The organism is Mycobacterium sp. (genome assembly GCF_035499775.1).
In the GTDB taxonomy this organism is placed as follows: Bacteria; Actinomycetota; Actinomycetes; order Mycobacteriales; family Mycobacteriaceae; genus Mycobacterium.
The window spans coordinates 1-7,920 of record NZ_DATJYB010000312.1 but is presented as its reverse complement, the minus strand read 5'-3'; the positions used below and the strand labels follow the sequence as shown (position 1 = coordinate 7,920).

General features: G+C 63.5%; 11 protein-coding genes and 1 pseudogene. 7 read left to right on the top strand and 5 right to left on the bottom strand.

Going from position 1 to position 7,920, the window contains the following annotated elements; translation table 11 throughout:
• The coding region (locus VML93_RS19845; RefSeq protein ID WP_325613303.1) for an alpha/beta hydrolase at positions 1-351 on the top strand (351 nt) is incomplete at its 5' end.
• On the opposite strand, the gene VML93_RS19840 is transcribed toward VML93_RS19845, so the two are convergent.
• A complete protein-coding gene (locus tag VML93_RS19840; RefSeq protein ID WP_325613301.1) occupies positions 348-824 on the bottom strand; it encodes a helix-turn-helix domain-containing protein in 477 nt (158 codons plus the stop codon). The two genes, VML93_RS19845 and VML93_RS19840, sit on opposite strands and share 4 nt — an antisense overlap.
• Positions 825-912: 88 nt before the next feature.
• Here VML93_RS19840 and VML93_RS19835 point away from each other — a divergent pair, with 88 nt between their 5' ends.
• From VML93_RS19835 to VML93_RS19820, 4 genes and pseudogenes are all read left to right on the top strand, one after another.
• Positions 913-2,100, top strand: a complete 1,188-nt coding sequence (locus VML93_RS19835; RefSeq protein WP_325613299.1) for a thiolase family protein — start codon at positions 913-915, stop codon at positions 2,098-2,100.
• A 34-nt stretch (positions 2,101-2,134) separates the two neighbouring features.
• Positions 2,135-2,974: a hypothetical protein gene (locus VML93_RS19830; RefSeq protein ID WP_325613297.1), complete on the top strand. Its 840-nt coding sequence runs from the start codon at positions 2,135-2,137 to the stop codon at positions 2,972-2,974.
• A gap of 60 nt (positions 2,975-3,034) precedes the next feature.
• Positions 3,035-3,259, top strand: a pseudogene (locus tag VML93_RS19825) (steroid 3-ketoacyl-CoA thiolase); the annotation flags it as partial.
• A 728-nt stretch (positions 3,260-3,987) separates the two neighbouring features.
• Positions 3,988-4,350 (top strand): hypothetical protein, encoded by a 363-nt coding sequence (locus VML93_RS19820; protein ID WP_325613295.1) that lies wholly within the window; start codon positions 3,988-3,990, stop codon positions 4,348-4,350.
• 398 nt (positions 4,351-4,748) lie between these two features.
• Here the strand turns inward: VML93_RS19820 and VML93_RS19815 are convergent, their stop codons facing one another.
• Positions 4,749-5,054 carry a DUF1330 domain-containing protein gene (locus VML93_RS19815; RefSeq protein ID WP_325613293.1) on the bottom strand — a complete coding sequence of 102 codons (306 nt, stop codon included), beginning with the start codon at positions 5,052-5,054 and terminating at the stop codon, positions 4,749-4,751.
• A 128-nt stretch (positions 5,055-5,182) separates the two neighbouring features.
• Between VML93_RS19815 and VML93_RS19810 the strand changes: the two genes are divergently transcribed.
• A complete protein-coding gene (locus tag VML93_RS19810) occupies positions 5,183-5,866 on the top strand; it encodes a TetR/AcrR family transcriptional regulator (protein ID WP_325613291.1) in 684 nt (227 codons plus the stop codon).
• A gap of 87 nt (positions 5,867-5,953) precedes the next feature.
• Here the strand turns inward: VML93_RS19810 and VML93_RS19805 are convergent, their stop codons facing one another.
• Positions 5,954-6,118 (bottom strand): hypothetical protein, encoded by a 165-nt coding sequence (locus VML93_RS19805; RefSeq protein WP_325613290.1) that lies wholly within the window; start codon positions 6,116-6,118, stop codon positions 5,954-5,956.
• Between VML93_RS19805 and VML93_RS19800 the strand changes: the two genes are divergently transcribed.
• Positions 6,111-6,503, top strand: coding sequence for a hypothetical protein (locus VML93_RS19800; RefSeq protein ID WP_325613288.1), 393 nt, complete (start codon positions 6,111-6,113; stop codon positions 6,501-6,503). The genes VML93_RS19805 and VML93_RS19800 overlap by 8 nt on opposite strands.
• 8 nt (positions 6,504-6,511) lie before the next feature.
• On the opposite strand, the gene VML93_RS19795 is transcribed toward VML93_RS19800, so the two are convergent.
• Together VML93_RS19795 and VML93_RS19790 are read right to left on the bottom strand one after the other, a co-directional pair.
• On the bottom strand, positions 6,512-7,246 hold the full coding sequence (locus tag VML93_RS19795; protein ID WP_325613286.1) for an SDR family NAD(P)-dependent oxidoreductase: 735 nt from the start codon (positions 7,244-7,246) through the stop codon (positions 6,512-6,514).
• Positions 7,246-7,920 (bottom strand): hypothetical protein (locus tag VML93_RS19790; RefSeq protein WP_325613283.1); only part of this gene is annotated, 675 nt, incomplete at its 5' end. The genes VML93_RS19795 and VML93_RS19790, both read right to left, overlap by 1 nt.

Sequence of the window (7,920 nt, the reverse complement as noted above, 5' to 3'; positions counted from 1 at the left end):
GTGCGCCGGATCTCGTTGCGATTTCTCAACAGCGCCCGCCACGGCGAGCGAGTGTCTGCAGAGAAGCTCGTCGAGGTGACCCGGACCGTCGTCGCGTGCACCGTCGGCAGGGAGGTTCTCTCCACCGCCCAGGAGCAGGTGGTCCCGCTGGATCCACTGCCGTGCCCGATCACCCTCGCCTGGTCGGAGCAGGACTCGCTGTTACCGCTCGCTACCTACGGCAAAATTGCACGCGAGCGCCTACCCGGCGCGGCGTTCGAGGTGCTGCCGGACGTCGACCACGTTCCCATGTTCGACGATCCTGAACTGGTCGCGCGCACGATACTGGCCGTGACCGGTGCGGGGGCTTAAGCCCGCCTGCCTATCAGCCGCACGCCGAGCTCGTCGGGCGGCACTAAATGCCCTTCGGCGCACCGTATTTCGACGTCCGCGTCGGCGCCGCAGCCCAGATGAGTCAGCCGCAGCTTGTGCCGCCCCGGCAGGTGGCGTTGCCCCCACTGGAACATCGACCAGACCACCGGCATGAAATCGATGCCGGCCTCGGTCAGCACATACTCGTCGCGGCCGCGCTGCCCGGGCTCGCGGTAGGGCCGGCGCCGCAGTAGTCCCAGGTCGACCAGCTCGGCCAGCCGGGCCGAGGCAGCGGCCTTGGTGATGCCCACCCGGCGGGCGAAGTCGTCGAATCGGGTGGTGCCGTAGTACGCCTCGCGCATGATGAGCATGGCGGATTTGGTGCCGACGACCGACATGGTCTTCTCGATCGCGCATTCCCCGACCGCTGACCACGCCTCGCGGTCGGCGAGCCTCCCCTGGAGCATTGTCATGAAGATCACTATTTCATCTGGGTTGTGTTTAGTATACCCAGGTGTTATAGCTGGGTATAGTAATCGATACTCAGCTCAAGGAGGAGCCATGACTCGTGACGCCGTAATCGTCGGCGCCGTACGCACCCCGGTCGGTAAGGGCAAGGCCAACGGCGCGCTGCATGATGTGCTGCCCGCCGACCTGTTGGCGCACAGCCTGCGCGAACTGGTGGCACGGACCGGCGTGGACCCGGTACACATCGACGATGTCATCGCCGGTGCCGTTACCCAGGTCGGCGACCAGGCCGTCAACATCGCCCGTAATGCCGCGCTGGGCGCCGGATTCCCGGAGTCGGTTCCCGGCACCACCGTGGACCGGCAGTGCGGCAGCAGCCAGCAGGCCATCAGCTTCGCCGCGCAGGGTGTGGTCGCCGGCGCGTACGACCTGGTGATCGCCGGTGGCGTGGAATCGATGAGCCGGGTGGTGATGGGCAGCAATGTGCTGCCGGGCAGCAACCCGTTCGGCAACGACATGGCAGCGCGCTATCCCGAAGGCCTGGTGCCGCAGGGCATCAGCGCCGAACTGATCGCCGCGAAGTGGGGCTTCTCGCGGGCTCAGCTCGACGAGTTCTCCGCGGGCAGCCACGAGAAGGCCGCCGCGGCCACCAAGGACGGGCTGTTCGAGAACGAGCTGATCCCGATCGCCGGGCTTACCAACGACGAGATCATCCGGCCCGGCACGACGGTCGAGTCGCTGTCCGGGCTGAAGCCGGCGTTCTACAGCGAGGCGGTGAAAGAGCGCTTCCCCCAGATCAATTGGTCGATCACTCCGGGTAACTCGTCGCCGCTGTCCGACGGCAGCGCCGCGGTGCTGATCACCACCAGCGAGACCGCCAAGAAGCTCGGCCTGCGCCCGCTGGCACGCATTCACACCACCACCGTGGTGGGATCCGACCCGCTGTACATGCTGACCGGCGTCATCCCTGCCACTGAGAAGGTGTTGCACCGCGCCGGACTGACGCTGGCCGACATCGACCTGTTCGAGGTCAACGAGGCGTTCGCACCGGTGGTGCTCGCCTGGGCAAAGGACGTAGATAGGGAGCAGACTGGCATCCTTGAGCGGACGAACGTCAATGGTGGAGCTATTGCAATCGGCCACCCGCTCGGCGCCAGCGGTGCCCGCATCATGACCACGCTGGTCAACGCGCTCGAACAGCGCGGCGGTCGCTACGGCCTGCAAACCATGTGCGAGGGCGGCGGCATGGCCAACGCCACCATTATCGAGAGACTGGCATAGCCCCGATGTCGGACGGCGGACGTAACCTGTCGCGGTGGCTCGAAAATGTGTGTTCTGCGGCAAAACGCCCGTCACATCCGAGCACGTCTTCAAGCGCGGATTCCGCAAGAAGCTGAATCTGCCAACCGGCGACCGCCGGTTCGACCAGCAAAAGGGCCTTGACCAGCCTAAGACTAGCCGGTCCGATCCGAATCCATTGTTCGAACTCAAAGTGCGTCATGTGTGTGCGAAATGCAACAACGGATGGATGAACAGACTCGACCTTGCCGTCGAGCATTGGGTTCTTAACCCAGACAATGAACCGTGCGACCCCACTAATCTGCGGCGCTGGGCGATCAAGACCGCAATTGTCTATTCGCTCACCGCCCAATCGAGTGCGGTGCTTCCGCGCGCAGATTATGAAAGGCTCCTCGACGGCGAGGACATCAACGAATGGTTTGTGCTTGTCGGTCGGAACTCTTTTCCTGAGTGGCGACACGCCCAAGTGGGCCAAGGGGTCCGCTCCGAAAGCACCGGTGAAATGCTTCGCGGCATCACTCACGCGTCTTGGGTCGTCGGGACGTCAGTCGTGACGGCACTTCGCCCAGCAGGCGATCCAGAGATGCACTTGCTAAAGGCATTTCGCCATCACAACACCTATGTTGGCGAGCCGTTGGTTGAGATTCGATGTGGTGCCGATACTTTTCCGAACCTCTCAACGCATCGAGAGTTACTAGTTGGGGAGGCGACGTCGTTCTTCTTGTTTTTTGCAGCCGACCCTGCGTCGCCCGTCTACCCGGTGATCAAAGCTGGAGCCTCGCGGGTGCGAGATGCCGTGGCTACGCGAAGGAGGGAATTAGGTCTAGGGCCTGCTCATCCAAGCCCGTCAGCATGAAAGGTCAACCCGCAGCCGAGACGTAACTCCTGGGTGGATCGACGGAGAGGGTCTTCGACGGCTCCCATTCCGTTGCCTTGGGCACACGACACTGGCGCGGATCTTGCCAAGACCAACGTCAACGGCGGTGCCATCGCCATCGGCCACCCGCTGGGCGCCAGCGGTGCCCGCATCATGACAACACTCGTCAACGCTTTGGAGCAACGCGGCGGCAGGTACGGCCTCCAGACGATGTGCGAGGGAGGCGGCATGGCCAACGCCACCATCATCGAACGATTGGGCTAACCCCCGGTCGGCAGTAGTGCCCCCGTGCCTTGGTGCGCGGGGGCTCCGCTTTTGACCGATCAGCCCGCTTAGGAGTTGCGGCGCCAAGTCGCAGAGTCTGTCAGAGGTGACGCCTACAGTCGTGCACATGAACACACCGGTCGACCGACCAACAATTGTTGCGTAGCGTTTCGTCAACAAGCTGCAGTTCTACTCAGCCAACTTGGTCACGGCGCGTTTCGTCGCATCTCTCGCGGGCGACGGCCTCGAAGACTTCGAAACCGTCAATGGCACGGCCTTTATGGTCCGCTGGAAAAATGCCCTGTATCTCGTTACTAACCGCCATGTACTCGACTACAACTAAGCAGGAAAACGTCATAAAGTCGGTTGCGCTCAAATCTGTCGAGATCCGTGGACATGCCCAACCTGCCGATATTTCTCGGCCAACGGTGCCATGGACCTACACGCACCCCACGTCGTCCGGAATCACGTTTCACCCCGACACGTCGACCGACCTCGCGCTCATCAGCGCAAATTTGGACGCGTTTGCCCCGCCGTTTCGGATGCTTGTGAGTGTACTGAGTCTGTACTCGGACGCTGACTGGTTTGCATCGAAGTCAGAAATCGACGGACTGTGACTCAGCGCAAAAGGTAGCGAACCGCTGCACGCCAACGGGATCGCACTCAAACGGCAGCGGACTCGGATCGGCTGCTGGCTTGGGTCCAGCGGGCATGAAACACTCCTAAGAATGAGTAATGATCGACATGAGAACTTGGAGCACGCTGCCGAGGCATTGCGGGAACTCCTGAAAGACCCGATTCCGCCGGATGCGTCGGTGGGGAGTCACGAGATGGTGTCGTTAGCTCGGAAGGCACAAGCGGCGGAAGGTGTGGCGCGGCGCTACATGTATGGGGCCGACGTAACAGACGGTAGTGACATCAGGTTTCTGAATGCCCTGATGACCCTCGCCGTTGGCGCGATTGACAACCTCGCAGAGAAATCGGAATCAAACGGAATTGCGGTTCTCAACCGACTTGTCGAGGCGTTGTCACAAACCGCACCGACGCCGGAAGAATGGGCGCAGATGCAACAGCAATTCGGGGACGACTGAGTAATTGTCCCTGCGCTTGGCCTGAGATGTCCGGCGCTGGCGGTCGAAGGGCTCTTTCCCAGGGCTAACCAAGAGGTTTGCTGAGTGGTGCGCTCAGTCGCCTTTTAGGACGCTGACCTGCGGTCTTGCCGCCCGGCCATAGCTTTGCCCCGATAATGTGTTGGGTTGCAACACTTCTCGTTTTCTTGTCCCGCTTTACGGTGCTGTGCCGGGCGTACTTGATGCCGGGTGCCCCAGAGTGCTGAACTGGTTGCTATGGCGAAGAGAAGCTGCCGTGCGCCTTTATCAGGGTGCCCTCGTCTTCGACGAGTAGCGGACCGCAACCCGAGTCAAGGCGTCTTTGCACCATGGACTCACCGTACGGTCGCCGGCTCCAGCGGCGCCGCCACCCCCACATCTCATCCCTGGTAGCCGGAGACAATCACCAGGTTCGATGTCGTGGAGGCGTGGCGTAACCCAACCACCGCCTGATACTCGTCGGACTCGTACCAAGCCCGCGCGAGCTCATTGCTCGGAAACTCGATGATCACTGTGCGCGTGCAGGGCCAGCTACCCTCGACGACTTCGACATTTTCGTCGAGGCCGACCAGCTTCGCGCTGAACTTGTCGAAGATCTTTGGGTGACCGGCAATTTCGTACTGGTGGTAGCCATCTCGGTCGTTGATCGCGATTTGCACGACAACGAACGTCTTGGCGTCGGGCATGAGCGGTCTCCTCGAAGTGTCTCTATGCAGATAACATAACAATCGTTGAGTAGATGTCAATGAGTGTAGCTCTATGAGTTTTCTTCGTTGAGTTGCACTCGCCCATCCAGGTGGCGCACGCTCTAGCGGTGACCGCCGGCAACGCTGAACTGGCTCGACAAACCGCGCGGCCCCCGACTCAACGACAGGCCCAAGCTGACCTGACCCGGCGCAAGCTTCTCGATTCCGCCGTCGAGCACTTCTCCGCTCGTCACTACGACGACGTCGCGACCAGCGACATCACCGAAACCGCAGGTGTCGCACAGGGTTTGCTATTTCACTACTTCGGAAACAAGCGTGGCATCTACCTCGAGGCGCTACGCGACGCCGCCAACAGACTGAGCGCCGCCACGACACCGCCGTCCAGCGACGGCTCCCCCGGTGCGCAGTTTCGACGCATGTTGCGCGCCCATCTGGCGTACCTCAGCGAGCATGACGACCTTGCGCTGCGATTGGTCCTTGGCGGGAGCGGCGGTGACCCCGAAGCGTGGCAAATCTTCGACCAATCACGTTGGCACACCATCGAATGGACCTGTCAACTGCTCGAACTCGACATCGCCCACCCGGCATTGCGATTGATGCTGCGCTCCTGCGCGGGTGCTCTCGACGAAGCCACCACTTACTGGCTGAAGAACGACCGTCCTTTCGATCTCGACGCGATGGTAGAAGTGGTCGTCGAACTACTCGTCACGTCGTTACGCTGCGCGGCCCGTCTCGAACCCGAGATCGACGTCAGCGACGCGGTGGCGAAACTAGCTGATCTCAGTGACTGACTGCTGCCACTGGGTCGCCAACCGACGCGGCTGACGGCCAAGCTTGCGAAAATCGAGTGATTACCAGAGGCGGCAGTCCAATCTGCTCTAGATTCCACCCATGCACGGATTCCTGAGGACTTCCGCGGTGGTATTCAGCGCCACGATGCTTGCGGCGTGCGGTTCGTCAACCTCCCCGTCGTCGAAGACGTCGACCACCGGGCCGCCCTCGACGAACGTCGACACGAATTTCGACAGCTGCTCAGTGGTCACCCAGGAAGAGGCAGCCAGTGCTCTGGGCGAGACCATCACGGCGGCAGGCGTTCTCGGCACCGCCACGGTTGAAGGCGGCCTAGCCTGTGTCTTGTACGGCCCCTCTGCGCCGAAACCTGCCGATCCCAATGTGGGCCAACCCGATTCGGTTCGCGTTGTCGTGGTCAAGGGGCCCGAAGCTTCGCGTTGGTACAACGACTACAAATCCAAGGTCACCGCCTCGCCGGTTAGCGGCTATGGCGATGAGGCCTATTACGACGGCGTTGCATCCCTCAATGTTCTCAAGGGCGCTAACTACCTTCGCATCGCGGTGGTCCCTGCAGTCGGTCCACCCTCGCTGTCAGGCGAGCAGCAACTCGCTGCCGCAATTCTGCGGAAGTTGTGAGCGACCAGTCACCGCATCGACAGGCCTAGGCCGCCGTCGACCCGCAGGACCGTTCCGTTGATATACGCCGCCGCCGGCGAGAGCAGGAAGGCGGCCACGCCAGCCAGCTCCGCGGGCTCGCCGAAGCGGCCGAGCGGGATCTGGGCCATCGCGCCATCGCGTGCGGGGGCGGGCATCGCGCGCACCTTGGGGGTGGCGATCATGCCGGGCATCACGGCGTTGCAGCGAATCCCGCGCGGACCCCATTCGGCGGCCAGGGTGCGCGCCATCCCGACGATCCCCGCCTTCGACGCCCCGTAGGCGACCTGCCCGGGAAGCCCGACCTCGGCTGCGACCGAGGAGATCAGCACGATCCGTCCGTCGCCGGAGGCCAGCAGCGCCTCGAACGCCGCCCGCACCACCCAGAAGGCGCCGTACAGGTTCGTCTCGATGTCCTTGCGCCACTCCTCGTCGGAGAAGCGCTCCGCGCGGTGGATCGTGTCGACGATCCCGGCGTTGGCGATCACCGCGTCGCAGCCGCCGAGCGACTCGATCGCGTCGGCGACGCCACGGCGCACCGCCTCCGGGTCGCGAACGTCGAACGTCGCGGTGACCTCGGTGACGTCTCCGACGGGCGCGCCCGGCACGTCGCAGGCCGCCACCGCGCAGTCGCACGCCAGCAGCGTCTCGGCGAGCGCGCGGCCGATCCCCCCGGTCGCGCCGGTGACGATGACCCGCCGCCCCGACGGCGTCAGGCCGAGCATCAGGCACCGTCCTCGGCGGTCGGCTTGCTCAGGCCGTAGCGGGCCCAGTGCCGCTCCGGGATGTCCGCCGGGTCCTTGTACCAGTACCAAGTGCAGGGATCGTGGTCATAGTCGTCGGGCGGGTCGGAGGGGTACATCGGGTGCCCGATCCACTCGATCGGCTGGATCTCGTTCATGAACGAACAGTGCGTGCAGTACAGCGGGAAACCCTTGCGCCCGTAGCTCCAGTCGTGCGCCTCGAGCGTCACGCCCAGCGGAAGCTCACCGCGGTAGGCGCCGTTTCGCCACAGGCGCTGGCCCGAGCCGCACGGGTTCATCCGGAAGGTGAACTTCTCCTCGTCCTCCTCGATCTCGAATGCGCCCGGGTTCGGCCCGGTGCCCGAGCAGGAGTGCGCCCGCCATGTGGCGGCGAGCGCGTGCACGATCTGCCGCCGCCCGCTGCCCTCGATCTTCTCGACGTCACCCCGCCAGCCGCGCTCGTTCCCGTAGCGCCAGGCCTCGGCCACCCCCTCGTCGCCCAGCCGCTCCTGCACGAAGCTGATCAGGCCCAGCAGACCACCCGCCATCAGGTCGTGCAGGTAGCGCCACTCGTGCTTCATCTCCTCGCACAGCGCTCGTGCGGCGTCGGTGTCGCCGCGATCGAGCGCCTCGATCGCACGGTCCATAGTGGGCCG

Bases quoted from the DNA above. Each gene is read 5' to 3' on its own strand.
- VML93_RS19815 (WP_325613293.1), bottom strand. From the start codon at position 5,054: ATGCCCGACGCCAAGACGTTCGTTGTCGTGCAAATCGCGATCAACGAC.
- VML93_RS19795 (WP_325613286.1), bottom strand. From the start codon at position 7,246: ATGCTCGGCCTGACGCCGTCGGGGCGGCGGGTCATCGTCACCGGCGCG.
- VML93_RS19820 (WP_325613295.1), top strand. From the start codon at position 3,988: ATGAGTAATGATCGACATGAGAACTTGGAGCACGCTGCCGAGGCATTG.
- VML93_RS19835 (WP_325613299.1), top strand. From the start codon at position 913: ATGACTCGTGACGCCGTAATCGTCGGCGCCGTACGCACCCCGGTCGGT.
- VML93_RS19840 (WP_325613301.1), bottom strand. From the start codon at position 824: ATGACAATGCTCCAGGGGAGGCTCGCCGACCGCGAGGCGTGGTCAGCG.